23 protein-coding genes and 1 tRNA gene are annotated in these 25,617 nt (G+C 42.5%); 11 read left to right on the forward strand and 13 right to left on the reverse strand.

Translation table 11 applies throughout. From position 1 onward, the window contains the following. The first annotated feature begins 1,042 nt into the window (after positions 1-1,042). Positions 1,043-2,593 (forward strand): serine/threonine-protein kinase, encoded by a 1,551-nt coding sequence (locus tag LC605_RS09495; RefSeq protein WP_229547312.1) that lies wholly within the window; start codon positions 1,043-1,045, stop codon positions 2,591-2,593. Between the two features lie 471 nt (positions 2,594-3,064). On the opposite strand, the gene LC605_RS09500 is transcribed toward LC605_RS09495, so the two are convergent. From LC605_RS09500 to abc-f, 5 genes are all read right to left on the reverse strand, one after another. Then, positions 3,065-3,262: an NblA/ycf18 family protein gene (locus LC605_RS09500; protein ID WP_041565841.1), complete on the reverse strand. Its 198-nt coding sequence runs from the start codon at positions 3,260-3,262 to the stop codon at positions 3,065-3,067. A gap of 814 nt (positions 3,263-4,076) precedes the next feature. Beyond that, entirely contained in the window at positions 4,077-4,817 is a 741-nt protein-coding gene (locus tag LC605_RS09505; protein WP_229547313.1) for a Stp1/IreP family PP2C-type Ser/Thr phosphatase, read from the reverse strand. Between the two features lie 15 nt (positions 4,818-4,832). Continuing rightward, positions 4,833-6,518, reverse strand: a complete 1,686-nt coding sequence (locus LC605_RS09510; RefSeq protein WP_229547314.1) for an AarF/ABC1/UbiB kinase family protein — start codon at positions 6,516-6,518, stop codon at positions 4,833-4,835. 171 nt (positions 6,519-6,689) lie between these two features. Continuing rightward, positions 6,690-7,016, reverse strand: a complete 327-nt coding sequence (locus tag LC605_RS09515; protein WP_229547315.1) for a DUF6825 family protein — start codon at positions 7,014-7,016, stop codon at positions 6,690-6,692. A gap of 294 nt (positions 7,017-7,310) precedes the next feature. Beyond that, positions 7,311-8,936, reverse strand: coding sequence for a ribosomal protection-like ABC-F family protein (abc-f, locus tag LC605_RS09520; RefSeq protein ID WP_229547316.1), 1,626 nt, complete (start codon positions 8,934-8,936; stop codon positions 7,311-7,313). A gap of 608 nt (positions 8,937-9,544) precedes the next feature. Here abc-f and LC605_RS09525 point away from each other — a divergent pair. Both LC605_RS09525 and LC605_RS09530 read left to right on the forward strand, forming a co-directional pair. After that, the gene (locus tag LC605_RS09525; RefSeq protein ID WP_229547317.1) at positions 9,545-9,895 is read left to right on the forward strand and encodes a hypothetical protein; all 351 of its coding nucleotides are present in this window, start codon (positions 9,545-9,547) and stop codon (positions 9,893-9,895) included. Positions 9,896-10,606: 711 nt separating this feature from the next. After that, positions 10,607-11,287 carry a Uma2 family endonuclease gene (locus LC605_RS09530; RefSeq protein WP_229547318.1) on the forward strand — a complete coding sequence of 227 codons (681 nt, stop codon included), beginning with the start codon at positions 10,607-10,609 and terminating at the stop codon, positions 11,285-11,287. Positions 11,288-11,308: 21 nt separating this feature from the next. Here LC605_RS09530 and LC605_RS09535 read toward each other — a convergent pair whose 3' ends face one another. Further along, entirely contained in the window at positions 11,309-11,893 is a 585-nt protein-coding gene (locus tag LC605_RS09535; protein WP_229547319.1) for a Uma2 family endonuclease, read from the reverse strand. Positions 11,894-11,918: 25 nt separating this feature from the next. Next, positions 11,919-14,648, reverse strand: coding sequence for a CBS domain-containing protein (locus tag LC605_RS09540; RefSeq protein ID WP_229547320.1), 2,730 nt, complete (start codon positions 14,646-14,648; stop codon positions 11,919-11,921). Positions 14,649-15,061: 413 nt separating this feature from the next. Between LC605_RS09540 and psbZ the strand changes: the two genes are divergently transcribed. Next, positions 15,062-15,250 carry a photosystem II reaction center protein PsbZ gene (psbZ, locus tag LC605_RS09545; protein ID WP_012407095.1) on the forward strand — a complete coding sequence of 63 codons (189 nt, stop codon included), beginning with the start codon at positions 15,062-15,064 and terminating at the stop codon, positions 15,248-15,250. Positions 15,251-15,593: 343 nt separating this feature from the next. After that, complete coding sequence (gene ribH, locus LC605_RS09550; RefSeq protein WP_229547321.1) at positions 15,594-16,172, forward strand: 6,7-dimethyl-8-ribityllumazine synthase; 579 nt, start codon at positions 15,594-15,596, stop codon at positions 16,170-16,172. Here the strand turns inward: ribH and LC605_RS09555 are convergent. After that, complete coding sequence (locus LC605_RS09555; protein ID WP_229547322.1) at positions 16,164-16,355, reverse strand: hypothetical protein; 192 nt, start codon at positions 16,353-16,355, stop codon at positions 16,164-16,166. The genes ribH and LC605_RS09555 overlap by 9 nt on opposite strands. Positions 16,356-16,414: 59 nt before the next feature. Here LC605_RS09555 and LC605_RS09560 point away from each other — a divergent pair. From LC605_RS09560 to LC605_RS09580, 5 genes are all read left to right on the forward strand, one after another. Next, positions 16,415-16,486, forward strand: a tRNA-Gly gene (locus LC605_RS09560). Positions 16,487-17,388: 902 nt separating this feature from the next. Beyond that, the gene (locus LC605_RS09565; protein ID WP_229547323.1) at positions 17,389-17,793 is read left to right on the forward strand and encodes a hypothetical protein; all 405 of its coding nucleotides are present in this window, start codon (positions 17,389-17,391) and stop codon (positions 17,791-17,793) included. Between the two features lie 4 nt (positions 17,794-17,797). Then, entirely contained in the window at positions 17,798-19,063 is a 1,266-nt protein-coding gene (locus LC605_RS09570; RefSeq protein ID WP_229547324.1) for a glutamate-5-semialdehyde dehydrogenase, read from the forward strand. 436 nt (positions 19,064-19,499) lie between these two features. After that, on the forward strand, positions 19,500-21,071 hold the full coding sequence (locus LC605_RS09575; RefSeq protein WP_229547325.1) for an alkaline phosphatase: 1,572 nt from the start codon (positions 19,500-19,502) through the stop codon (positions 21,069-21,071). Between the two features lie 600 nt (positions 21,072-21,671). Then, positions 21,672-22,523: a universal stress protein gene (locus LC605_RS09580; RefSeq protein ID WP_229547326.1), complete on the forward strand. Its 852-nt coding sequence runs from the start codon at positions 21,672-21,674 to the stop codon at positions 22,521-22,523. A 69-nt stretch (positions 22,524-22,592) separates the two neighbouring features. On the opposite strand, the gene psbM is transcribed toward LC605_RS09580, so the two are convergent. The 5 genes from psbM to tgt all read right to left on the reverse strand — a co-directional run bounded on the left by psbM (position 22,593) and on the right by tgt (position 24,987). Continuing rightward, positions 22,593-22,709: a photosystem II reaction center protein PsbM gene (gene psbM, locus LC605_RS09585; RefSeq protein WP_012407089.1), complete on the reverse strand. Its 117-nt coding sequence runs from the start codon at positions 22,707-22,709 to the stop codon at positions 22,593-22,595. A gap of 103 nt (positions 22,710-22,812) precedes the next feature. Further along, complete coding sequence (locus tag LC605_RS09590; protein WP_229547327.1) at positions 22,813-23,109, reverse strand: 2Fe-2S iron-sulfur cluster-binding protein; 297 nt, start codon at positions 23,107-23,109, stop codon at positions 22,813-22,815. A 186-nt stretch (positions 23,110-23,295) separates the two neighbouring features. Next, entirely contained in the window at positions 23,296-23,433 is a 138-nt protein-coding gene (locus LC605_RS09595; protein ID WP_006195022.1) for a photosystem II reaction center protein K, read from the reverse strand. Positions 23,434-23,516: 83 nt separating this feature from the next. After that, on the reverse strand, positions 23,517-23,798 hold the full coding sequence (locus LC605_RS09600; RefSeq protein ID WP_229547328.1) for a hypothetical protein: 282 nt from the start codon (positions 23,796-23,798) through the stop codon (positions 23,517-23,519). A 31-nt stretch (positions 23,799-23,829) separates the two neighbouring features. Further along, entirely contained in the window at positions 23,830-24,987 is a 1,158-nt protein-coding gene (gene tgt / locus LC605_RS09605; protein ID WP_229547329.1) for a tRNA guanosine(34) transglycosylase Tgt, read from the reverse strand. A gap of 379 nt (positions 24,988-25,366) precedes the next feature. Here tgt and LC605_RS09610 point away from each other — a divergent pair, with 379 nt between their 5' ends. Beyond that, positions 25,367-25,597, forward strand: a complete 231-nt coding sequence (locus LC605_RS09610) for a NifU family protein (RefSeq protein WP_012408256.1) — start codon at positions 25,367-25,369, stop codon at positions 25,595-25,597. The last annotated feature ends 20 nt before the right edge of the window (positions 25,598-25,617 follow it).

Genomic DNA, 25,617 nt, shown 5'->3' on the forward strand with positions numbered 1-25,617 from the left:
TGTGCGAATGTAGGGGCGAAAGGTCTTACACCCCTAAAAATAAGCAACTTGCCTACCACTTCTAGACATCTGGCAAGTTGAAATTGATGGGTAAGCAAGTTCTTTGTAAGGGAGCATCCCAAATGTGCCATTCCCTTGATAGCCCTCATCCCCTAACCCCGAATCCCATGTTTGGGATTCGTCGGGGAACTAGAATTATGTCTCCCCTCTCCCAAAAATGGGAGAGGGGCTGCGGGTGAGGGAAAAGATTTAAGCTTGCATTAGGATGCTCCCCGTAATCAGGACTGAAGTCCTTATTTCCTAAGCAGGCTTTGTGCTGACTATAAACCCTCAAAACTAATTTAGTATAGCTTTGCATAAAATCGTGGCCAATTGAGGGTTGAAATTTAAACGCAAAGGGGCGCAAAGGGAAGCGCAAAGGTTCGCAGAGAATTCGCTACAAATTTATGAAATATTGTACTTAGACATTGTACTAGTCCCTCAGGCAAGTAATAAATTTAGACTCTACAAACATCTTCTAAGCTCGACTTTATCCAAAATTCAGAACTCGGTTCTCTTGCAATACTGCTCGGTTAAGCCCAAAAACCTTAACCCGTGTAGGTTGGGTTGAGGAACGAAACCCAACATTTGGGGGGCTCTGTTGGGTTTCGTTCCTCAACCCAACCTACGATTTTCCAAAACCTACGCAGTATTGGGTTCTCTTGATACGGCAAAAAACCTAGCTTTTTGGCAAGAACTCTTTCCATAGTACTGAATAATCTTATTTACGAGGGATGAGGGCTATGGAGTTGGTAAAATTTGCCCAGTATGCCTTTATGTTATCTATTTAGTCAAATTGGGCAAACTAAAATTACATCACAATGAAAGTGCAATTTTTTAACGAACCGCCAACGTGAGTGCGTCTCGCAAGAGTTGGACGCAAAGAGAAGAAAGAAATGTTTAACTGAACTGTATTGATTTATAGGCGCAATAAATCAGATATCAGTTTGAATGCACTTCTCCTCCCAAACACTTACAACCTGCTTTCGGAGTCGAATTTCCTATGTCAGACCCTAACATTGGGCGCTTACTCAGCAAACGCTACCAACTCCAAGAGTTAATCGGTACTGGAGCAATGGGTCGGGTTTATCTTGCTAAAGATACATTGTTGGGATGTGTACCTGTTGCGGTCAAGTTTCTGGCGCTATCAATCCAAAATGAAAAGATGCGATTGCAAGACCGCTTTGAGCGAGAAGCAAAAACCTGTGCTTTACTAGGGCAAAAAAGCATTCACATTGTCCGAGTTATGGACTATGGCGTAGATGACAATAACACCCCGTTCTACGTCATGGAATACCTACAAGGACAAAGCCTGAACAATATTATTCGCAAACAACCACTGCCTTTACCAAGATTTCTGAGTATGGCGCGTCAACTCAGCTTGGGTTTACAGTGCGCTCATGATGGCATTGCAGTTGAGGGCATTATTTGCCCAATTATTCATCGCGATATCAAGCCAAGCAATATTCTGGTGATTCAAGATCCCAGTTTCGGAGAATTGATCAAGGTTCTAGATTTTGGTATTGCTAAGTTATTACAGTCAGATGGCGACCATACAAAATTCTATTTGGGGACATTGGCTTATTCTTCTCCCGAACAGATGGAGGGTAAAGAATTAGACAACCGTGCTGATATTTATAGTTTAGGCGTCATGATGTTTGAGATGCTCACAGGCAAAATGCCACTGGTAGCACCAACTCACTCTTTTGGAGCATGGTATAAAACCCATCACTATCAAAAACCGCGTTCTTTTGCTGAGGTTGATCCCGGATTAGAACTACCAAAAGAAATTGAAAATTTGGTGATGAGTTGTCTAGCTAAATTAGCACGCGATCGCCCCCAAAGTATCACTGAAATCCTCAGAGTTTTAGCATCTCTAGAAAAGCCTGAGCATACACGCAAAATTAAGCAAGACAGTCATACGCTAGTTCTTGCTACTACAGTCAGCAATAAGCTTGAACAAAAGACAAAAGCCAATTTGCAGGTATGCGGGTCAAACAATGAAATCGCTCGTGCCATTTCCTGGCCCCAAAATAAACCAATTGCTGATATTGTGTTTCCCCAACCCATTCATAGCAATGGGGAGGTTTTACCCGCTTTGTGGGTGATGCTACCGCAAGAGGAAATTCAAAAGCGCTTAGTCTGTAGCCGCTATAACCAATTTCTTTTCATTTCTATTCCCCATCCCATGCTGCTATGGATTACTGTCATCTACAACCGCAAACATGGTGCTAAATGGTTGCCTTATTACCTTGATCTCAAAACCAGTCTTGGTCAAGAAATTGTCCGCTTACTGCACCATACAGGTTACTACCGCCTGTTATTCTTTGGACGAGAAGCACCAAATCGCTGTACCCATATTTTACTTTCCAGCGTCGCTTCTGCCCAGCGCCAACGACTGCAAGAGTGGGTCGCAATCAGCAGTAGATTGATGTCCTCTGGCGACCCGCAAATCAGTAAAAGCTTACTCAAAAACGAGTACGAAAAGATTAAGCCTCAAATTCTAACAAAACTGGAAAGTATTGATACGGATTCTCCATACGATCTTTCTTAGTTAAGAATAATTTCTTAATGTTATCTATTTTAGATGGAACTAAGGGGTAGTTACTCGAAGAATGTAAAGTTTTATAAACAAAATATATATAAATATGTAAGTTCTAGTTATATGTATAAAGAGTGAAATCACTAACTGCCTAAAGCAGAGCTATCTAAATTCTCTCTGACTCTTCCTGTGTAAATATTCCAGGATGATTACAAATTTACGCAGGTGTGATTCTCAGACTAGACAAAACAAGCTTGGCTAAGGCAAACAATAAATTTAGTCTACAAAGCTAAATTTATGTCTAGATTCGAGCAGATATACCGTAGAGAATGTTTACTGATTCTTAGTTAAGTTCGCGAATTGAACTTTTGCACCGCTCTTGTGGAATTAGTTATCGAAGTTGACGCCCCGACATCCCCAGCTCTTTTCCTCCTTGGAACCAAGCAAGAGAAGGAGGTCGCCCACTGCGACAGTAGAACGACTCTATGCCATAGTGGAACCGGAATCTAAGCCCCACTGGTGCTTAAGAAGCTCTTGATAAGTTGCCTCGCGCACGACCATTTGCTCATAGAGCTTGACCAAAAAGTCTTTAGCTTGGTCGTGGCTCATGTTTTGCACCTGAGTCGCGAATGAGCAGATGCTGAATTGCTGTTCCAAGGATAGTTTCATTGGTTGGTTCATAGTTAACTCCGAAAAAACAACGCGTAAAGGTGATATAGCTCACAGAAGTCCAAATGGGAGAATTTAGACTTTTATCTGTCTAACATTTGTTCTTGCGTATTAAGAAAGATAACAAGTGTTTGACAGATTGCCCACATCCTAAATGTGTAATTTTTCTGCTCTGATATCTTGCACCTAATCCTACTGATATACCACCCAAGTCAGCCGAACCATATTCCGGAAAATAGGCTATATTTCTGCTTAGATAGGTATAACTACCTGCCTAACTCCTTTCAGCTTGCACAACTCGCCTTTAAGGAGAAGCTGAGGTGTTATCCTGAACCCTCGATAGTTTTTCTGTTTAGAAAAAACTAAAATGCTTTCTCCCACAGTATGGAGGAAGCTTCTGAAGGTAGGGATTTTAAGGAGGTTGGGGAATGAGTGGTAATAAGCGAGAATTATAGTCGCTTTACCTTATTACGTGCAAGATGTCAATTTACCAATTTATGGAAATTTAGCCTCCTTAGGTCACTTTGGAGGCTAAAAGTATTTGTATCAAATTGTAAAAAGGAAAAATGCTCACGCTGAACAAATTGCTGAGTATATTTACCGGATTTGTCCTTTGTCCTTTGTCCTTTGTCCTTTGTCCTTTGTCCTTTGTCCTTTGTCCTTTGTCCTTTGTCCTTTGTCCTTTGTTTAAAGTTACTAAGCACCGACCAATGACCAATGACTAATGACCAATGACTAATGACCAATGACTAATGACCAATGACTAATGACCAATGACTAATGACCAATGACCAATGACCAATGACCAATGACCAATGACCAATGACTAATGACTATTTTCTTCAAGTGAGAGGATAACAACTGTGATGTTATCGTGCCCTCCGTGCTGTTTGGCAGCTTCAACTAGAGAAATGGCGGCTTTATCAACAACCCAAGGAGTATCTTGGAGGCAGCTAGCAATCTTGTCTTCGACAAGTTCTTCTGTGAGACCATCACTACATAAGAGTAAGCGATCGCCAACTTTTACATCCAGTGGTTGCAGATCAATCTCATGCAAGTCTTCACGCCCCAAACAGCGGGATAATATATGACGATAAGGATGTGAGCGTGCTTCATCTAAGGTGATCTCACCCACTTTGATTGCCCGTGCTACCCAAGTGTGGTCTTCCGTTACCTGTTCTAATTGCGACTCCCGGAAGCGATACAGCCGCGAATCGCCAACATGAGCGCACCAGGGGGACTCTGGGGCGCGAAAAATTACTGCTACAACCGTTGTCCCCATGTCGGCGCGTTCGGGATGATTTTGCTGATCTTGCAAAATTGCTTGATTGGCACGCCACAAAGCTTGCTCTAGCAATTCCTGAGAAGATTTAGAAGATTGCCAATTTGCTCCCAAATACGCCTGAATTTCCTTTATGGCAATCCGACTTGCCTCTTCACCTCCCGCATGACCACCCATACCATCGGCGACAACAAAAAACCGCCCATTTGGGTCGATATAGTAAGCATCTTGATTATTAGAACGAATAAGTCCCGGATCGCTAAAACCCGTGAAATTAAGTTTCATATTTTTTTGCAAAAATTAATACATCCGATCGTAACGGTCAAGGCGTAAAAGTAGTCGGATCAGGATCACTGAAAGCCCTGCTGCCATTAAACCAGGCATTAATGCCCACCATACATAATTGTTAACCACTAAAATCGTAGCTGAAAGTGTGAAACCACTGATTAACAGAGCATAACTTATTGATAGTTGAATACTGCTTTGGCGCCGCAATAGCCGTTCAGTTTCTATAGACCGAACGCGCAGGCGCATATCTCCCCGTTCTAGCTTCTCTAGCGTATCTTCTAATCTACGTGGTAAACCAAAGGCAGTAGTACTTACTTGAGCTGCTTGGCGACTTAATTCGTTAAGAAAGCTATTCCCCTCAGAACCATTCATATCGGTCATAAGCTGCATTGCATATGGTTTGGCAACTTCCATAAAGTTAAACTCTGGATCTAAGCCTTTGCCTACCCCTTCTAGAGTAGAAAAGGCTCGCATCACAAAAGTGAAGGTTGCTGGAAATCTAAATGGCTGATTATAAGCTATTTCGTAAAGGTCGTCACTGATTGCTGCGACCGATTGATTTTCAAAGGGCTTATCCATGAAATGATCCAGCATATACTGGACGGAACGCCGCACTGGGCCCATGTCATCGGTTGGGGCGATCGCACCTAAATCGATCAGAGATTGGACAACGCGGTCGCCATCTTTTTGGGCAATACCAAACAGTGTTTGCATCAGTCCTTCGCGGACGTTGGCTTTAATCCGCCCCATCATGCCAAAATCGTAGAATATCAAAGCACCATTTGCACTAATGGCAATATTGCCTGGATGGGGATCGGCGTGGAAAAAGCCACTATTGAGTAATTGGAGTAAATAGGCTTGAGCGCCTTGACGAGCGATCGCTTTTCGATCTAAACCTGCTGCTTCTAAAGCTTCGTATTGGCTAATTTTAATTCCAGGGAGATATTCCAAAGTCAACACTCTAGAAGTGGCATAACGCCAGTATATTCTTGGGACATTCACCCAATCGTAGCCGCGAAAGTTCCGGCGAAAAGTATCAGCATTACGACCTTCGTTGAGATAATCAATTTCTTCCCAAAGAATGCGACAACATTCTTCGTAAATACCCAACCAATCTCGCCCCCGTCCCCATTTGGGATGGTTTTGAAAGTAGCGGGTAATTCCCTTGAGAATTTGTAAATCTATTTCAAATAACTTCTTGAGTCCAGGACGTTGTACCTTGACGACAACCGATTCCCCAGTATGCAGCACAGCTTTGTGTACTTGTCCCAAGCTAGCAGCAGCTAAGGGAATCGGTTCAAAATTATGGAAGAGTTCAGGAATTTTCTTGCCTAATTCTTTCTCAATGGTCGATTCTACTTGCTCATAGCTAAATGCCGGTACTTTGTCTTGTAATTTGGCTAATTCTTCTACATATTCACCAGGGAATATATCAGCACGGGTAGAAAATAATTGCCCGACTTTGATGAAAGTTGGCCCTAAATCCAGTAAGGTATTGCGAATCCAAACCGCTTGGATTTTGCGTCTTGCAGCTTGCTTTACCTCTGTTACACCACCCGGATAACTCCAAGATTTGTTGTATAGCCAAAGTTTGAACAATAAGGTCAAGACAAAAGACCAAATGTCCACAAAACGCCGTCTGCTAGAGTATTTTTCCCGATTCCAACGGTATGCTTTATCTGAATAACCTTGTTCCATATACTTTGTGTACCGTTGGTTTGCAACCGAATCATTTGGAAGAAAAGACACTCTGATTCCTAAACTGTTTTTTCTCAAGTGTCCTTTGTCATTTGTCCTTTGTCATTTGTGCATAATTTTTGACCAATGACTAATGACCAATGACTAATGACCAATGACTAATGACTAAATTTATGCAGAAGTTCGGCGATAATGTTGCAATTCTGTTCTTAATAGGGCAATTTCTGCTCGCAATTCATCAATATCTGCTTGCAAGTCACCTGATTCAGAACTGGCTTGCCCACTACCTGCGGTAGATTGACCAGCATTGGCTGCTTCTGCTGCGCGATTTGCCCGCTCTATGACTTCTTCTGTAAACTGGCGCAACTGTTCTCTAGCTTCCGCATCAAATTTGCCCAAATCACTCAAAGCATCGGTCAAGGCGACCTCTAAACGCTCATTAACTACTTCTGCTACCGCTCTGCCTACGAAAAAGGCTTGCACAAGGGGGTTACTCATAAATTTTTGTTACGTTGCACCGCAAGAGAATTATAGCTTGCCTGTATGCTTTGCGGCTTCTGTTAGGGAGTTATAGATTTATGTGACGCGATGTGGTACTTCAGCCTTAGTACAATATTTCATAAATTCGTAGCGAATTCTCTGCGAACCTACCCTACGGGAAGACGAACGCGAGTGCGTCTCCAAGAGTTGCGCCTATGCGTTTAAATTTCAACCCTCAATTCACCACGATTTTATGCTGCATCTGTACTTAGTGAATAAAATTAGCAGAATTTAGGGTTATGCAAGCGATCGCTACAGCGATCTCGGCTCGGAGGTTTCGAGTAATTCTTGATAATATTGCTCTGGTGTATTGGGTAAATAGGTTGTCATTTGCAAGGCTTGCTCTTTGAATTTGAAACTTTTAGTAATGTTAATTCGGCTGAGGAAATCTACATCGTGGGAAATTACCCAAAGTGCCCCTTGATAGTCATTGATACCTACTACCATTTGTTCAACAGTTTCAACATCTAGGTTATTAGTTGGCTCATCGAGAATCAGCAAATCGATTTCTGAGATACTGATCATAGCGATCGCTAATCTTGCCAACTCACCCCCACTCAGTACAGAGACGCTTTTGTGAACGTCATCATATTTAAAGAGAAAGTGTCCCAACTGTTGACGCAAAAGCTGATAGCTGAGATTACGATTGGCAGCTTGCATATTTTCCAAAAGTGTGTAATGGCGATTTACCAATTCATAAGTTTGATCGAGATATACAGCTTTCATGGCTGGTGCAAGTAAAACCTCACCTGAGTCAAAAACTGCTGTTTGGTTTTCGATCCCTAAAATAGCCTTTACCAGACTCGATTTACCAGAACCGTTTGCGCCAATAATGGCTATGCGATCGCCAGAGGACACGTGCAGTTGAATATTTTGAATCAATAGACGTTCTGATACCCTAAGATTTGCACCCTGGATATTAATGAGATTTCGGCGCTTTTGATTTTTTTCCTCTAGCTGAATACTCGTGACTTTGGTAGTTTTGACTTTTGTCTCTGCAACCTTTTGATTAGCCTTGGCTACTGCTGCTTCGTGTTTCTTTTTTGCAGTTCCGGCTGAGGCTTCAGCTTTTCTTTTCATCACTCCGGCTGCTGTTCTGTCGATACTACCATTAAGAAACTTGGCGCGACCGTTGCGACTAGATTGGGCTGCGCGTTGCTGTTCTTGCATCGCTGTGGCTTGGGTACGTTTGAGTTCCTTTCTGGCGGCTTCGTGCGATCGCATAGCCGCCTCTAACTCAATTTTTTTCTGTTCTCGATACTGAGAAAAATTACCTCCATATACTTTCAAACCAACAGGTGTAAGTTCCCAAGTAACATCTGTCACTTGGTCTAATAAAAAAGGCTTATGTGAGACAATCACAAACGCGCCAGTGAAATTTTGTAGAAATTGCCTTAAGCTTTCTAACGCTTGCAAATCCATGTGGTTGGTTGGCTCATCTAGCAACAATAAGTTAGGCTGTTGAGATAATCCGATCGCTAAAAATAGTTTTGTAAGTTCTCCACCACTCAAATTAGTAATTGGTAGAGAAAGGTCAATATTTGTACCGAATTGTGTTTGCAAAATCTCCTCAATGTTCCACCATTCATCTGAGATGGAAATTAAAAATTCAAGTACTGTATCTGCTGTAATTTCTTGTCTGATAGTGCTAATTTGTGGCAAGTAGTATACAATAGCATTACACGAAACGCAACCTGCGCTAGGGTTTATTTCACCTGCAAGTATCTTTAAGAGAGTTGATTTTCCTACTCCATTGCGACCGACTAAAGCGATGCGATCGCCCGCCTCGATACTCACTTGGATTTTTTGAAACAAAGTTCTATCCAAGCTGAGTTCGTAGGCTAAATTCTCAGCTAATAATATTGATTTTTTCGGCATTATTTTCAAACCTCAATTCGCAAATTTCCACCCGCATCTTCATAACAATTACGGGTAGATTAGACACAAAAAAACTTAGCCGCAGACACTTGCCAAGCAGTTCAATGTAGATAGGAGTAATGACAATATCTTTAGTGCATGACTATGTGAAGTAACGCTGTCAAAGTAGTTACATTTATTCTTCGTTGACATTTGTTGCTTGGACGCAACAGGTGTTTGGCACTACTTCATTTGTGCTATTTCATTGGAGTTGCGATGGAGTTTGATATTGACTACAGTGTAGCATGAAGGAATTTCAGAAGGTAGGAAGCGATCGCTTTTCCTATTTTCCCATGTCCATTTTTCCTTACAAAGAGTTAAATAACTATTGTTAAAAATATTGATTAATTGATGTGTTCCTGATAGCTTAAGTGTATTTACGTATTAAAAAAACAAGACCGCACGACTGAAAGTCGCGGCTACACAAACTCTCGTCCCCCTGGGCGGATTACATCTTCTAGCTTGGGTCGGTAGGCTTTGTACCCCCTGCGGGAAGCAAGCTACGGGTAGCCGCGATTTTAATTGTCTTCTGCAAGATGTGAACATACTATATTTGTTGCCCTTGAACTATGAATAGCTATCCAGATTTCAGCGAACACGCCTATCAAGTTTTGCGAGAATTGGGACGTAATCGGGAAGGAGGAAGGATTACTTGGCTAGCATCAAAAGTTGATACAGGGGAACAGATGGTAATAAAGCAGTTTTGCTTTGCTCAAGCTGGTACCAGTTGGTCTGGGCTTGAGGCTCATCAACGAGAAATTAAAGTACTACAAGGACTAAATCATCCCGGTATTCCCCGCTACATAAATTCTTTTGCTACGTCTGATGGCTTTTGTTTGGTGCAAGAATATATGGTATGGGTTTGGCTGTGGTTTTGGCTGTGGGTTTGCCTGTGGGTTTGGTTACGCAATCTGCTGTAAATTTGGCTGAAGACTCATTTACAACTGTACTAATACTACTAACATTAGGATTTGGAGCTAGCGTAGGATCTGGGATAATAACGGGCTTTCTAAATCCATTGATTTTATTAGCACTAACAGGAACCAGTTTCCCTGCACTTTCCATGTTGCTTTATTCTCCCCTAAAAAGACGTAGGCTAATTACTAAATATCGCCAGTCTGAAGAATCTTTAATAAAGCCGTAATTAAACAGATCCCCGGCTTCTTAAAGAAGTCGGGGATCTTGTTTGTGATGAAGATAAGATCGCACTCTCTTTTTTTCTACCTAACTTAAGAATGCGAAGCCTTTTTTTGCAAAGCGTTAATGTCGTGCGGTAAGCGATCGCTATGCCGTCAAGCTTATCGGTTGAACAAAAAGATTATCATATATATAGCGATTCTCGCCTGGGTGCAGTACAGTTTTGACCTCTCTCCAAACCTCTCTCCTAAGAGGAGAGAGGCTTTGAATCTTACTCCCCAACGCTAGAAGGGAAGGGGCTGGGGGTTAGGTCTAGTGAAAGACAAGCCAACGTGAAAATATAGCAGGGCGATTTCGTTGCAGACAGAAACCGCCGAGAACTGAAGTTCCTGGCTAATAGCTAAAGTCCGTTAAAACGGACTATCAACTTTTCTTAGCGCTAACTAGAAAACTGCTAAAATAAATCGATAACTACTTGATGCCCTATCCATTCTATGACCATAGCTCAAGAATTAGATTCTCAAGAAGGCATCTGCCAAGATGTTATATTTCCCCCTGGTGATTTATATAGTGACGAACCTCCCTTGGAAAGCGAACTGCATTTACGGCAAATAATCCTACTTTTAACATGTCTGGAATGGTTGTGGCGAGGTAAAAATGATTTCTATGCGGCGGGAAATCTGACTATCTACTACAGTCCGCGCCAACGCAAATCAGAATACTTCCGAGGCCCAGACTTTTTTGTAGTGCTGGGAACTGAACGCAAAACCCGTAAAAGTTGGGTAGTTTGGGAAGAAGATGGTAAATATCCGAATGTAATTCTGGAAATTCTGTCTGACTCAACAGCTAATACTGACAAAGATTTAAAGAAAAAAATTTATCAAGATACCTTCCGCACACCCGATTATTTTTGGTTCGACCCTTACACACAAGAATTTGCAGGATTTCATTTAGTAGATGGAGAATATCAACCTCTAGAAGTAAGTGAACAAGGATATTTATGGAGTCATCAACTAGGGTTATATCTGGGAGTTTATCAGGGACTATTGCGGTTTTTTACACGAGATGGGCAATTAGTACCAACACCTGAAGAAACCGCAGAACAAGCAGAACAAAAGGCCGAACGTTTAGCAGCAAAACTGCGCGAGTTAAATATCGACCCAGATATAATTTAGATTACTGCGATCGCATTATGATTATTCTTCTATTTCAAAATTAACTCCTTGATAAATATCGCTGAAGGAAATTTGAAAGTCTATTGACTGGAGCGATAAAACTGCATCTACTGATTCATATTCAGTTAATACCCATTGACCATCAGCATTTTTAGTAAACTGCTCAACCAGATATTCATATTGGTCAATCATAATATATTCTTGTAGTTCAGAAATGGAACGATAAAATCTAAATTTATTTGTTCTATCGTAGTTTTGTGTCGAGTTGGACAAGACTTCTACAATAATTGAAGGATTTGTCACTTGGGTAGTGCCATTTCCTTCATATATTGGTTTACCCGAAATTACCATCACATCTGGATAAGTGTAAATCCGATAACGCTGTATCCACAATTTGACATCACCCATGTATATTTTGTAATTTTTACCCCGCATCGTAAATTTAAAATTTGTGCAAAAATTCAGAGCGATTTCATTGTGATTAGTCGTACCACCACCCATAGGAATTATTTCTCCATCTCTATATTCATTTTTGGATTCTGATGTCTCCTCTAGTTGTAAATATTCCTCTGGACTGTAGGATTTTTTCGGTGTTTGTGTTTGCATAAAAACCATATCTGTGAAATATAAATTAATCAGGATAATGCTTGGCTAAAAACTCTTCAGCTTCAGTCCTATCTTTAATCACTCCATCCAAGGTAGCAGCAACTACATCATCTAATATTTGCCGATACTGCGGCCCTGGTTTGTAACCAAGTTTCTTTAAATCATTGCCATTCAATAGTGGCTGCACATTCGCCCAAACAGTTAAATATTCCCAAATTTGATGTCTAAGCGATCGCGGACTTTGTACAGCGATTAAAATCAGCATTGGTAAATCATACTGTCGCAGCAACTTGACTACTTGACTGGGACTTTGACACTTAGGCAAAGATTCCATCACCTCAGTTTGGGCAGAAGCCAAGTTTTCCAAGCGTTTTATGCTATCATCTGGCAATTGCAGATTTTTTGCGACTTTCGCCCGATATTCTGGTGCTAGATGGGCAATTAACGCTTCTAAGCGCATTTCCCAATGGATGAGGGTTGGTTGCGGGTCAAATCGCCGCAAACAGCGTTCTAGCAAACGTAATTGTCGCAAGAGTTCTGCGTCTAGCTTCAGGGTAGGATGGATGCATTGCAACGCCCCTAAGTTATCGAGTAACTGCAAAGCCGATTTCCAGTAGGAGGCTTCTAGGATGTGTTTTAATTCCGTTTTCAGTCGAGTTTGCAGGGCTGGAGTTCTGCTATTCTCTTGAGCAGTGCGATCGTAAACACCACTGTTGATGGCATAACGGATAAACTCTTCAGTTTGCAGTTCTATCTGAAATCCAAAGCGCACAGCAAAGCGCACACCACGATAAATCCGGGTGGGGTCTTCGATAAAGCTATTGGGGTGTAAAACCCGAATTTGTTTAGCTTGTAAATCTAGTAATCCACCAAAGAAATCGAGTAATTCGCCAGCACGGGGGGTAGTGAGGCGTAAGGCGATCGCATTTATGGTAAAGTCTCGACGATACAAGTCTTGACGAATCGAACTCGCCTCCACTTCTGGATTTGCTGCTGGATAAGGATAGAATTCTGTTCTAGCGGTGGCAATATCTACCCATAAAGAATCTAATTCTCGGTCTTTGTGCCACAACAAAGCCGCAGTTTGGAAAGCCCCGTGGATTTCTAAGCGAGCCATAGGGTAAACTTGTTGAAGTGCCTTTGCTAATTCCACACCAGCACCCACATCTGCTGATTTGTGAAAGCCATCAACTACCAGGTCAATATCTTTAATCATCAATGTGCCTGATGATGCCTGTGCTAACAGTAAATCCCGCACCGCACCACCGACAAGATAAAGATGCCAACCCCGTTTTTCTGCCTCTTTAGATGCTATAGTCAGTAATTGCCAGAGTTGCGGAGCAAGGCGATTTTGCAACTCAGTGTTGAGAGGAATTTTGAATTTTGTTAGCGTTGCGTGAGCGTCATTTTGAATTTGGAATTTTTGCTCTCCCTCTTCGTATTCATCCCTTTGTTGATGTAATTCCCTCAATACATCAGTGCGGGTGACAATACCAACTAACTGCTGATTTTCCAATACTGGTAAGCGACCGATATCATAAGTCACCATCAGCGACTCAATTTGTGGCAGTGTTATATCTGGTGTAATTGTTCTGAGATTTCTGGTCATATAGCCTTTGACTGGCGCATGACTAAATCCGTGGTGTAAAGCGATATCAATATCTCGCCGCGAAATAATACCTACTAGTTGCCCTTGGGTATCGACTACAGATAAACCAGAGTGTCCATAACGTAATAGAATACGCTGGGCTTCGGCAATTGTGGTTTCAGGCAGAATCGTGCGGACAGGAGAAGACATCAAGTCTCTAGCGGTGAGGGGATGGGGAATTTGCGCTTTTACCCCATCAACGAGTTGTTTTAATATTGTCTGCGAATCAACTCCCCTTAAGTTTAGGGATGCGGCTTGTGAATGACCGCCGCCACCTAGAAGTTGAAATAATAAGTTAAGATTTGTTTTGGGAATTTGCGATCGCCCAATTATACTTAAACGTGAATCATTTTTATCTACAGAATACTCATTAGCCAACAGTAGGGCATCAATTTCGGTTAATTCCACGAGTTGGGATGCCAAACTCGATAACCCTGGTACAAAAGCATCTGTTTTCAGAGTTACCCAAGCAATCGTATATCCATGTAGACAGAGATATTCTAAATTTTCCAGCGATTCAGTTAATAGCTGCTGCAATTGTAAAGACAACCCAGGGTCACGGTAGGTAGAAATTACTGATAAACTCGCACCTTGTTCCATCAACCAAGCCAAAGCTAAAGCATCCCGTGGTGTGGACTGATCAAAGCTCAAAGAGCCAGTGTCAACGTGAATACCCAAAGCCATCACAGTTGCTTCGGCAGGAGTCAGCGAAATTTGCCGTTGTTGCAATTGCTCGACAATTAGAGTTGTCGTCGCTCCCACTGAAGAAATATGCGATCGCGTGGCGAGAATATCTGACTCTTGTCCTAAGTGATGGTCATAAACTATAATCTCTTTTAGATTGGGTAAATCTAACCATTCGGCAGCTTTGCCCAAGCGATCGCGCTGTTGCGTATCCACCACACTCAGAGAACGAATTTTTTCTGAATTCACCGAACGGCGTTCAATTAGCGGATATTCATCCCGATGCAATGCTAAAAAATCCCCTACAGGAGGGTGAGAACCGCCAGTCAACACAATCTTACTTCCCGGTAGTAGACGCGTTAACCCTACTGCTGCTCCTAGTGCGTCAAAATCTGCTGTTGTGTGGCAAAGAATTAAATCCATAGTTAAGAGTCATTAGTCATCAGTCATTGGTACTTAGTACACGTCACCATCAATCAGGTACGGAATTAATACTGCGTAGGTTTTTAATATTTGTAGGTTGGGTTGAGCAATGCGTTACCCAACAAACCCAGCTCTTAGGTTGGATTTCGTTCCTCACCCAACCTACACATTTTTTGTTTTTTTGCCAAAACCTGCGCAGTATTGGGTGCGGAATTAACTTTTGGAATAAACAGTCCAAGAGTGCGATCGCAATTTTGATTTCCGACCCCTTTTTGCGGTGACGTGTACTTAGATAAAGGACAAATGACAAAAATGTGGCAATTTCTGCTAGCTTAAAAATAATAAGAAAGTGTCAGTGTCGCCCTTTAAGGATATTCTATCCTTAGTATTTAGCTGTATTGGGAGAATCAAAAATGACCATAATATTCCAATTTGCCTTGATAGGTCTAGTCCTATTGTCTTTTGTCCTCGTTGTTGGGGTTCCAGTTGCTTACGCCACCCCCCAAAATTGGGTTGAATCTAAAAAACTCCTCTGGGTTGGTTCTGCTGTCTGGATTGCTTTAGTATTTTTAGTTGGTTTGTTAAACTTTTTTGTCGTGTAGGCGACGGCTTCGCTCTGGCGCAGGCACATAATATAAGAACTAGAGGGGTAGAAAAGCCAAGGTCAAAGGTTAAGGGAAACAAGAGATTTTTCTTTTTCCTAGTTACTTCATCCTGACCGCGCTTTCCTGCTCCTCTACATTTTAGGACTTACGCAAGTGTCACAAAAAATAAAAGCTTTTAGTTTGTAGTCAGGGCTACCCTACGGGAACGCTCCGCGAACAGCCCTGATCAAAGACGACTAAAGTCGTCACTACAAACTCCAAATAATATGCCAGTTGCCTAAGTCCTAATTTAAATAAGAAATGTATATTGGCCAGAAGTATAGTTGATAAAGAGGCAATCATGGCAGTTTTCGAGGGAACTTTTACTCAAACAGAACCTTTGCGTTTTGCAGTGGTTATTGGTCGATTCAATGACCTTGTTACCGGAAAGCTGCTAGAGGGATGTCAAGATTGTTTAAAACGCCACGGTGTAGATCCCAACCCCCAAGGTAATCAGGTAGACTATGTTTGGGTACCAGGAAGTTTTGAGGTACCTTTAGTAGCTCGCCAACTAGCACTTTCTCATCGTTATGATGCTGTAATTTGTCTAGGTGCAGTCATTCGAGGACAAACACCCCATTTTGATTACGTATCCGCCGAAGTTTCTAAAGGCATTGCCGCCGCTAGCTTTCAAACTGGAGTGCCAGTAATTTTTGGCATTTTGACAGTAGACACTATGCAGCAAGCTTTAGAACGCGCAGGCATCAAAGGTAATCATGGCTGGGATTATGCTCTGAACGCCCTAGAAATGGCTAGTCTCATGCGACAACTGCGTTCTAACTTGGCAGAGCCATACTCTCGTAATAGCCAGTCTTTGCCACCCTCTTTTCAAAGTGCCAGCGTTAGCAATTTAACTGTGGAGTCAGAAGAACTAGGCTAGTCCATCATTAGTCATTAGTCCTTTGTTGTTCACCAATGACCAATGACCAATGACCAATGACCAATGACCAATGACCAATGACCAACGACCAATGACCAATGACCAATGACCAATGACCAATGACCAATGACCAACGACCAACGACCAATGACCAATGACCAACGACCAATGACCAATGACCAAATTAAGGGGTTGACAATTAGAGATAAATCTGAGATATTAATAATGTTCGGGTGATGATCGCGGGTATAGCTCAGTGGTAGAGCGTCACCTTGCCAAGGTGAATGTCGCGCGTTCGAATCGCGTTACCCGCTTCCAACTAAAACCTCTTGAATTTAACAATTCCAAGAGGTTTAGTGTTTTTAGGGTACGCCGAAGTGTTCGTAGGTGAGTTCTGCACTCTTGTAAACTGCTCCAAATGTGGAGAGTTCAGTAAAATTAGCCACAATCTATTTGGGCAAAGAGTTACACACTAATAAAATGTTTTAGCAACTCCCGCTCTAGAAACCCTTGTGAACTCCAACTTTGAGAACTGAGAGTAATATATAGTAACCCAAAGGAAAATTTAGGGTTTTTCTATCTATGTCTGTTGTTTACGAGTGTAACTTTCCTAAAGGATTTGCTTTAGGAGTGGTCGCCACCTATGCTTAAAATTGTACCAGGTGTGTCAGCATAATAAATGCCTAAAAACGCGACCACATTACCTAGAAAGCGACAGATGAAGAGAAGGAAATTTTTAAACAAGATCGCCAGCTACGGGGAAAGACTAAAAATAGCTTGCTTCGTATTTATACGGTGATTGAGATGCTTAAAGTTATACCAATTGCAAAATTGTTTGCGACAAACGTAGGTTGGGTTGAGTAAGGAAACCCAACGCCAAAAACCTCGATTTTGTAGGGTAATACTTAAGTTCAACCCCACAAAGCGCATCTGTTCCATTGTTTTCAGAAATTGCTGTAAGTAGAGCAGCGTGAATAATTCAAGGCTTGTAGTGAACGCGAGTGCGTCTCGTGGAGAGGACTTTAGTCCTGATTTGAGGGCTGAAGCCCTCACTACGAAGTAATTCCAACATTTTTTACATTACTTAATGTACTTTGATTTATTCACGCCGACTTACTTAGCTGCATCTATTGTTTGTAATCAGGGTAATTTCTGAATCGGCTTCCCATGTATATAAAGACAGAGTGTAAAACACGCTCAAGTTATTAGAACGCTTGTGCAATCTCAAAAACCTGAAAAAATAGATTTCAATGCTGAATACCCCTGTCCCTGTCGTCGGCGGGGTCAGTTAATTCCGATTACACTGACAGAAGCATTTGGTTGCGATCGCTGTCAGCAAATCTTTGTCGTAGAAGATAATGGTCATGTCCTAGAACAGCTTTCTACCACCTATCCCTACAAGCGGGCTTGGCGTTGGATGGGAAACAGTTGGCATATTGTCCATCCCCGCTTGGGAGAAAGCTATCTGCCTATAGCACTTGGCATTATTTTCGTGCTAGTGATTATATGGCTGGCATTAGCACTGCGGTCAAATGGTTCCACCATTATTGCTTGGGCAATGGTGGCGGTGCTATTGGCTATTCTACCAGCACTAATGGTCTGGCTTACCTACAGACGTTAACTCAATGACTGTTGAAGTTTTGGATGACCACCCCGAACCGATTACAAGTGCCCAACGAGCCTATCAAGCTTCTCTAAAGTTGGGAATCACAAAGGGAGTAGACCGGAGTCGTGCAGTATTGGCGATGGCACAGGCCCTTGAGCGCTCATTTGACGACATTCTAGAAGCCAACACCTTGGATTTAGAAGCCAGTCGAGAAATGGCAGTGCCAGAGTTAATATTGGACTGGCTAAAGCTGACTCCCACAAGGCTAGAGATGACAGTAGACATTTTACAACGGTTGGGGGAATTATCAGATCCACTGCGGCGCGTCAGAACTGCTGATTATCAACTGGAAGATTCCCAGAGTTACACCCAATTAATGCCCTTGGGAGTGATTGGATTTATTTATGAAGCGTTTCCCGATTTAGGAGCGATCGCGGCAGGTTTTTGTATCAAAACTGGCAACAGTATAATTCTCAAAGGCAGTACTGAAGCTAGCCATTCCAACGCAGCCATCGCCGAGGTACTGCAAAGTGCGATCGCCCAAGTTGGTCTACCACCCGGTTGTGTAGAATTGATCACAGCAGAACATGGTGCTTCCATTCGGGATTTAGTTACCCAAGATCAGTACCTGAATTTAGCCATTCCCTACGGACGTTCCAGCTTGATACAGCAGGTAGTACGACAGGCAACTTGCCCAGTTTTAAAGTCAGCAATGGGTAACTGTTATCTCTACTGGTCACTGAATAGCAGCTTGGAAATGGTGCGGTGGATGATTCTTGATAGCCATCAAAGTGAACCTGATCAAGTGAATGCCATTGAAAAGGTACTCATTCATCGCCAAGCCTTGCCATCATCTTTATCAGTTCTATGGAACAGCTTGAAGGAAAAAGGCTTTGAAATTAAAGGGGATGCAGAACTCATAGAAGCCTTTCCTCAATTGCAGCCGGTGAAGGAAGGCGAATGGGGAAACCCTTATTTAACTAGAACAGTAGCTTTTAAACTGGTGGATAGCTTAGAGGCTGCGATCGCTTGGATTAATCAATACAGCAGTGGTCATGCCGACTGCATCGTTACTGAATCCTACCACGAAAGTCGGCAGTTTGCTTTAGGAGTTAACAGTGCTTCTACCTACATCAACACTTCCCCGCGTTTTTCTCGCAACCCTTCGCGGGGAGATTCTGTATTTCTCGGTATGTCTAATCAAAAAGGTCATCGTCGGGGATTTATCAGTCTGGAAACCTTGACCACCGTCAAGCACATTGTTCAGGGAAATGGCAGATTTTAAATAATTCGTAATTCTTTAGGTTTTAAATTGCGGTTCGTTCTTTGATGATTTTGCGTAATTCCTAAAATTTAACAACATCTTAATTTATACTTGATTCTGGGTTGGTAAGTTCCTTGTGTTTGGGGACTTCCAAATAAAAAAATACTCCACAAGATTGAGTAATTTATTTGTTGTCAGTCCCTTAGTTGAGCAGACAAGTCAAATCAAGCCCCTGTTTGTGCTGTTCACAAGTGACCCTCGTGAAGTCTGACTTTTCACGGAATCTGAAAAACCTGGCTTCCATTCCTCTCTCGTTGCAGAAGAAAGGCTTTGAATTCTACCCTTCTCTGGTATAGAAGGAGGCCAGGAGGTTAGGTTTCGCCCTCTTTTTTCTCAGATGACGTGAAAAGTCAGCCTGAAGTTTGCCAAGTGTATTTAGATCTGGGTAAAGGTGAATATGGAATTTATGGATGGTGATCGCCTACTAGCGAATCGTTGCAGAAGGCGGAATTTTTTGTTGGGTGCAGGATTTTTGACGGGGTTAACAATCGCTAGCCAATGGCATCCGGTATTGGCTAACTCAAAGTTTTCTAGCTATCCGTTCAGTCTTGGTGTTGCTTCTGGTGATCCTTTGCCGGATGCTGTTGTTATCTGGACACGACTGGCTCCCGATCCACTCTCTGGAGGTGGAATGCCACTTGTCAATGTTCCCGTGCAGTGGCAAGTTGCCCTTGATGAAAACATGAAACAGGTTGTGCGGCAAGGAAGAGTGCTGGCGACACCAGAGTTAGCACACTCAGTACACGTTGATGTCTGTGGGCTAGACCCTAACCGTTGGTATTGGTATCAATTTCAAACAGGTAAGGAAGTTAGCCCCATTGGACGCACTCGCACAGCACCGGCATTGTATAGCTCCATATCACAACTGAACTTTGCTTTCGTTTCCTGTCAAGACTGGCAAAATGGCTACTATACAGCTTATCGGCATTTGGCTGAGGAAAACCTTGACCTTGTGGTTCATCTGGGTGACTACATCTATGAATACGGGCCACTACCCGGTGGCCCCCGCCAGCATAATAGTCCAGAAATCATCACTCTTGCCGACTACCGCGATCGCTACGCCCTATACAGAACAGACTCAAATCTCCAAGCTGCTCATGGGGCTTTTCCCTGGATTGTCACTTGGGATGATCATGAAGTTGACAACAACTACGCCAACTTAATCCCCGAAGATAAGCAAACCCAAGAGGCTTTTAGAAAACGGCGAGCCAATGCTTACCAAGCTTACTACGAACATATGCCCCTACGTCGTTCTTCATTGCCCAAGGGGCCAAACCTGCTGCTTTATCGGCGGTTAACTTTCGGTAATTTAGCTGAGTTCAATGTACTAGATACGAGGCAGTACCGCACTAATCAACCTTGTGGCGATGAACTGAAGCCTCGCTGCCCCGAAGCTTTTGCTCCAAATGCTACCATGACCGGCTCAAAACAAGAGCAGTGGCTACGAAAAGGGTTAGATCAGTCGCGATCGCGCTGGAATGTTATTGCTCAACAGACCATGCTAGCCCAGTACAATTTTAACAGTAGTCCAGGTCTAGGTGTCTTCAATGTGGATCAGTGGGACGGCTACGTGGCTGCACGTAATCGGCTGTTGAGTTTTCTAAACCAGCGCCAACCCTCTAATCCAGTAGTGATTACTGGAGACATCCACTCTAGTTGGGTACACGACTTAAAACTTGATTTTAATAACCCCAACTCAGCTACAGTAGGCACTGAGTTCGTAGGAACTTCAATTAGCTCTGACTTTCCTAGCCAATTTATCCCTCCAGTTCAAGCTGCTCTACCTAATAATCCTCATACTAAGTTCTTTGACGGAGCTTTCCGGGGATACGTGCGCTGCAAGCTTACCCCAAAACGCTGGCAAAGTGACTATCGCGTTGTATCAACCATCGTTGACTTCAATGCCTCTGTCAAAACTCTAGCTTCCTTTACAGTCCAAAACGGAAAACCAGGAGCGCATCTAAGTTAACTTGAGTTCCATCAACCTCTCCTTGACTTTAACTCAAGTAGGACTTACGCCAATACGCTTGGGATAAGACTAAAACCCTTGTTCAGTGGACAGTGAGGTCTATGGTTCTCCAGAAAATCCTTAACCCAAGCGTATTGGGACTTACGCAACTGGCATATTATTTTGAGTTTGTAGTGAACGCGAGTGCGTCTCGTTGGCGCAGCCTAAGAAGAGAAGAGAAGACTTTAGTCCAATACACTTGGGTTAAGCATTTCCTCCTTCTCCTTCTCTCTGTGTTCTCTGCGCCTCTGTGGTTCGTAAAAAAAGAGTTTCAGCTTAAAAAAGTGAATATAGATTAACAATGATAACTAACATCATATTTTATTAAGTTCATCAAGCTAAATTGAGAGTATGCTTAACAATTGAAGTCTAGTTGAGAATTTAAGTAACTAGGTGTAAATCAACTTAAATATTTGTTGAGTATTTTGTACTTTGCCATTTTTTTAGTATTAAATACTCAAAAACAGTACTAACTAGGTTATCAAGCGAGGCGGTGAAAATCTGACCTCAGCCAAATAACAACAGCGAAAACAAAAGTAAACTTAACAAAAATTATCTAAGATGATCAGAAAAATTTTGCTGACAGTATCGGGATTGGGACACGCAGAAGAAATGCTCAAAACCCTGAGAGAAATCCCTTCAATTGAATCTGCAAAAGTTACAATTCTGCACGTTGTTCAGGCACAAAATACTGCTGCCACCATGACAACTAAATGGGAAAATGGTGGTAAAATTCTGGCTAATGCCATTCAAACTTTGAACTTAGATCCTAGCCAGGTTTCTTCAATTTTGCGCGAAGGCGACCCCAAAGATGTAGTTTGCCAAGTAGCTGATGAAATCGACGCTGACTTGATTGTTATGGGTTCACGCGGACTGAAACGGCTGCAATCAATTTTATCAAACTCAGTTAGTCAGTATGTTTTCCAGCTATCTTCTCGCCCCATGTTGCTGGTAAAAGATGACATTTATGTGAAAAAAATTAAGCGCATTATGGTAGCAATAGACAGTTCTGATTCTGCAAAAAACTGCTTGAAATTGGCACTGTTTTTACTGCGAGATATTCAGGGAGGCCAGTTAATTTTGGCAAATATTACTACATATTTAGGTGGTAAAAAATCAGAAATAACCGAGGTCAACTCAGATAAAAATTCAGTTTTAGCAGCCGCAGTTGCAGAAGCTCAAAAACAGGGTATCCAATCTCGTTGTTATATCAGTAGTGGTAAACCTGGTGAAGAAATTTGTCGGTTAGCAGAAGAGTTAAATATAGACTTATTATTGCTCGGTTCTCCAGATCGTCGTCCATCCATCGCTAAGAGTTTTGTTGATATAGACCGACTCATCGGATCTTCTTTATCTGACTATGTTAGAGTCAATGCCACTTGTCCGGTATTGTTGGCGAGGACGATCGCTTAAGTCAAGAACGCTGAGTATAAAAACCCCCACACTACTAGTGCAGGGGTTATTTATTTTATACACAAATTCTTAACTATCTTTTCCACCTTGGCGGCTAGCAGTTTGGATGTACAGAATTAGTAAAAACACAGTGGGAACTAATACGAACAAAATGCTCGCTACGAACCCCAGGTCATTAACTTGCATGGCAAGAAAGCCTCTCTTAGTTTTCCAGTCAACAACATTAGGATATCATGTTAGCCCAAATTTTTTACTCCCTCAAATGCTAACCACGGATGATCCCAAAAAACTAGGGCTTCGTAACTACGCTAACTGAGCCATTCACTAAAGTTTGACAAGCAAGGCGGTAATTTTCCGGCTTTTTCTTGAATTTCCGGTTTTCTACGTCTGTACGGGGTGAAAGATTTTCTATTCCTTCGACTATCTCGACAACGCAAGTGCCACACTGACCATAACCACCGCAATTGGTCATCTTGCCAATCAATGTATATATATCAATGCCATTTTGTATTGCCTTGAGCCGCAGATTAGCACCATCGGCCGCCACTACTTCTTTATTTTCTTTAACAAATTTGATATTACCCATAACTAATTCCTCCTTGACTCTAAGCTTGGCTTTCAAGGCTTCATATTGACACGGCTTGATTCACATCTTATTTATTATATTAATTCATTACAAAACATTAATAAATATTAACTTTATCAAACATAGTGCCACAAAAAAATAGAACAGGTATACTACCTGTCCTATAAATTGAAAATATAGATTAACTTACCTAAATCCCACGGCTGCTTGCCAAACGAAAGCAAGCAACAAGAAGAATACGGGAATAACAGGGAGAACATCCACCAAGGGATCAAAGATTTGGTAAGCTTCAGGCAGTTTTGCTAATAAAAGTGCTGCTTCCATGTTTGTTTAAATCCACCTATCCAACACAGCGTTCTTGACATCCTCCCCGCCGTGAACGGTCGGGGATTCCTAAGACTCACGACTTAGGTTTCTGCTTCTTCCCATTTCTGGGGTTTCGCAACTGCCTCTACCCTCAAGGAGTTTTTCGGTCTTATGTTCGCTCCACAGACTTTCGGCTTATGCCTTCCCGCAAGCCCTGCGGTATTCAAGAAAAATGTTTGTTTGTTAAGGACTTGGTTATCGTCCCAACTTCCTAAACATACAGCATTACACCAACAATATAAAGCCGTCGTAGAACGACGGGATTTTAAACCCATTTCTCTGATACTTGAGAAGTATCTTAACATGGTTTGGTCATTTGTCATTTGTCATTTGTCATTTGTCATTTGTCATTGCTCATTTGTCATTGGGGTATTGCTTATCTCCCTCATCTCCCTCATCTCCCCTTTCTTCCTTGAGCCAGCGGCCAAATTCTGTGGTGAAGCGATCGCTCAATATTGCTTCTCTAATATCCTGCGTAAAGCGAATTAGTTCGGTAATGTTGTGAATGCTCAACAACGTATAAGCTAAAATTTCCTGCGATCGCACTAAATGAGATATGTAAGCGCGGCTAAAATTTTGACAAGTGTAGCACGGGCAAGTTTCATCTAATGGCGTAAAATCTTCACGAAACTTAGCATTTTTTAAATTCCAGCGTCCGCCCTGAACGATCGCCGTCCCATGTCTGGCCCAGCGAGTGGGAATTACACAATCAAATAAATCTATACCAGATGCGATGGCGATCGCCATTTCCCGATAAGTACCCACACCCATCAAGTAACGCGGCTTTTGTGGGGGTAGAAGCGGTGCTGTAACTTTTACAATCTCAGCCATCAATTCTGGCGGTTCTCCCACGCTGACGCCACCAATGGCATAACCGGGTAAATCTAACTTAGCCAAAGCTTCAGCCGCACGGCAACGTAAATCCAAATACACGCCCCCTTGCACAATTCCAAACAACGCCTGTTCACTGTGTTGATGAGCCACTATGCAGCGTTCTAACCATCGATAAGTGCGCTCAGTTGCGGTTTCTACCTCTTGGCGAGTCGCTGGGTAGGGCGGACACTCATCAAAGGCCATGATCACATCTGCCCCCAAAGTATTTTGAATTTTAATGGATAGCTCTGGTGTTAAATTAATAATTTGTCCATCATGGGGCGATCGGAAAGTTACACCTTCTTCAGTAATTTTTCGCATTTCGCTTAAGCTGAACACCTGAAACCCACCCGAATCTGTGAGTATTGGGCCGTTCCAACCCATAAATTTATGCAAGCCACCACCTTTAGCCACGATCGCTTCCCCTGGTTGTAGGTGAAGATGATAAGTATTGGATAAGATCATTTGCGCCCCAGTATCTCGTAGCTGGGCTGGGGTGATAGTTTTGACATTTGCCAGCGTTCCCACGGGCATAAATCTAGGAGTTTCTACAACACCGTGAGGGGTGAAAAACACTCCGGCTCTAGCTTTGGTTTGGCTACAGCAAGCAAGACATTGAAAAGAAAAATTCGCACTCATGCCATTTTGGATTTTAGACTTGTCGTGAGCGTTCAGCCGAAGGATTTGAGATTTTGAGGAGTACACTTGCGGAGGTTCATATAGTAAATGTCAGCTAAACAACCGACAAACTAGCTGCAATTGGGTCTAGGATCGTTTTAACAAAGCTAGAAAATAAAATTTTGGGGCAGTAGAGAATCGGTGATCGGAGTTCTCCAATTACCAGTTATCATTCACCAATGCCCGATGACGCCACTTGCTTTAAGTCCGCACAGCCGAGGCAGTAGTTGCGTCTCCCAATGGGAGAGGCTGCGCAAACAAGTCGGGAAACCTCAAGGGCGCACTGCCTCCCCAATGCCCTATTCTCAATGCCCATCCCTAACTTAGCAGGTCTAAAATTATGGAACTCACAATTGACAACGTTGAAACAGTCTTAGATGAAATGCGCCCTTATCTCATGTCTGATGGCGGCAATGTGGAACTCGTAGAACTCGATGGCCCTGTTGTCAAACTGCGCCTGCAAGGTGCCTGTGGTTCTTGTCCCAGTTCTGCAATGACCCTGAGAATGGGTATTGAGCGCCGTCTCAAGGAAATGATTCCTGAAATTGCAGAAATTGAGCAAGTGGTGTAAAAGTTAGGAGTTAGGAGTTA

The sequence above is a fragment of the Nostoc sp. CHAB 5836 genome (assembly GCF_020829445.1).
GTDB lineage: Bacteria > Cyanobacteriota > Cyanobacteriia > Cyanobacteriales > Nostocaceae > Nostoc.

Excerpts from the sequence above, each read along its gene's own strand:
- LC605_RS09525 (WP_229547317.1), top strand. The coding sequence starts at position 9,545 with ATGAATAGCTATCCAGATTTCAGCGAACACGCCTATCAAGTTTTGCGA.
- LC605_RS09590 (WP_229547327.1), bottom strand. The coding sequence starts at position 23,109 with ATGGGTAATATCAAATTTGTTAAAGAAAATAAAGAAGTAGTGGCGGCC.
- LC605_RS09570 (WP_229547324.1), top strand. The coding sequence starts at position 17,798 with ATGACTGTTGAAGTTTTGGATGACCACCCCGAACCGATTACAAGTGCC.
- LC605_RS09500 (WP_041565841.1), bottom strand. The coding sequence starts at position 3,262 with ATGAACCAACCAATGAAACTATCCTTGGAACAGCAATTCAGCATCTGC.
- LC605_RS09600 (WP_229547328.1), bottom strand. The coding sequence starts at position 23,798 with ATGACAAATGACCAAACCATGTTAAGATACTTCTCAAGTATCAGAGAA.
- LC605_RS09580 (WP_229547326.1), top strand. The coding sequence starts at position 21,672 with ATGATCAGAAAAATTTTGCTGACAGTATCGGGATTGGGACACGCAGAA.
- tgt (WP_229547329.1), bottom strand. The coding sequence starts at position 24,987 with ATGAGTGCGAATTTTTCTTTTCAATGTCTTGCTTGCTGTAGCCAAACC.
- LC605_RS09575 (WP_229547325.1), top strand. The coding sequence starts at position 19,500 with ATGGAATTTATGGATGGTGATCGCCTACTAGCGAATCGTTGCAGAAGG.
- LC605_RS09535 (WP_229547319.1), bottom strand. The coding sequence starts at position 11,893 with ATGCAAACACAAACACCGAAAAAATCCTACAGTCCAGAGGAATATTTA.
- psbM (WP_012407089.1), bottom strand. The coding sequence starts at position 22,709 with ATGCAAGTTAATGACCTGGGGTTCGTAGCGAGCATTTTGTTCGTATTA.
- LC605_RS09495 (WP_229547312.1), top strand. The coding sequence starts at position 1,043 with ATGTCAGACCCTAACATTGGGCGCTTACTCAGCAAACGCTACCAACTC.
- ribH (WP_229547321.1), top strand. The coding sequence starts at position 15,594 with ATGGCAGTTTTCGAGGGAACTTTTACTCAAACAGAACCTTTGCGTTTT.
- LC605_RS09510 (WP_229547314.1), bottom strand. The coding sequence starts at position 6,518 with ATGGAACAAGGTTATTCAGATAAAGCATACCGTTGGAATCGGGAAAAA.
- LC605_RS09595 (WP_006195022.1), bottom strand. The coding sequence starts at position 23,433 with ATGGAAGCAGCACTTTTATTAGCAAAACTGCCTGAAGCTTACCAAATC.
- psbZ (WP_012407095.1), top strand. The coding sequence starts at position 15,062 with ATGACCATAATATTCCAATTTGCCTTGATAGGTCTAGTCCTATTGTCT.
- LC605_RS09515 (WP_229547315.1), bottom strand. The coding sequence starts at position 7,016 with ATGAGTAACCCCCTTGTGCAAGCCTTTTTCGTAGGCAGAGCGGTAGCA.
- LC605_RS09610 (WP_012408256.1), top strand. The coding sequence starts at position 25,367 with ATGGAACTCACAATTGACAACGTTGAAACAGTCTTAGATGAAATGCGC.
- LC605_RS09505 (WP_229547313.1), bottom strand. The coding sequence starts at position 4,817 with ATGAAACTTAATTTCACGGGTTTTAGCGATCCGGGACTTATTCGTTCT.
- LC605_RS09530 (WP_229547318.1), top strand. The coding sequence starts at position 10,607 with ATGACCATAGCTCAAGAATTAGATTCTCAAGAAGGCATCTGCCAAGAT.
- LC605_RS09540 (WP_229547320.1), bottom strand. The coding sequence starts at position 14,648 with ATGGATTTAATTCTTTGCCACACAACAGCAGATTTTGACGCACTAGGA.
- abc-f (WP_229547316.1), bottom strand. The coding sequence starts at position 8,936 with ATGCCGAAAAAATCAATATTATTAGCTGAGAATTTAGCCTACGAACTC.